We start from the raw sequence: 346 nt of genomic DNA, 5'->3' as shown, positions 1-346 counted from the left end.
CGACCATATTCCTCGTGAAGTGGTCGTACACGATATCGATGAAGCCGATAAAGTGTGTGACTGTTGCCAAGGTGAAATGCACATAATGGGCAAAGACGTGACTGAAAAATTCGTCTTCGTGCCGGCAACAACAAAAGTAGAAGAGCACCATCGCTTAAAATATGCTTGCAGACACTGCCAAGAAAATGAGACGAAGACACCGATTAAACAAGCCCCACCAGTGGCAAGTATTTTACCAAAGAGTTATGCCACACCGAGTATCCTTGCCCAGTTAATCACCGCTAAATACCAACATGGCCTGCCGTTATATCGACAAGAAGTCATCTTTAGTCAACTGGGTATCAAG

The 346-nt window shown here is 44.8% G+C and carries 1 protein-coding gene; it reads left to right on the top strand.

Annotation, left to right across the window (positions count from 1 at the left end; translation table 11 throughout):
• A partial coding sequence (locus tag ACFOHL_RS12870) for an IS66 family transposase zinc-finger binding domain-containing protein (protein ID WP_376920647.1) occupies positions 1–346 on the top strand: 346 nt, incomplete at both ends.

Origin of the sequence: Agaribacter flavus (assembly GCF_042646125.1) — a bacterium.
GTDB lineage: Bacteria > Pseudomonadota > Gammaproteobacteria > Enterobacterales > Alteromonadaceae > Glaciecola > Glaciecola flavus.
This window is presented reverse-complemented; position numbering and strand designations above follow the sequence as displayed.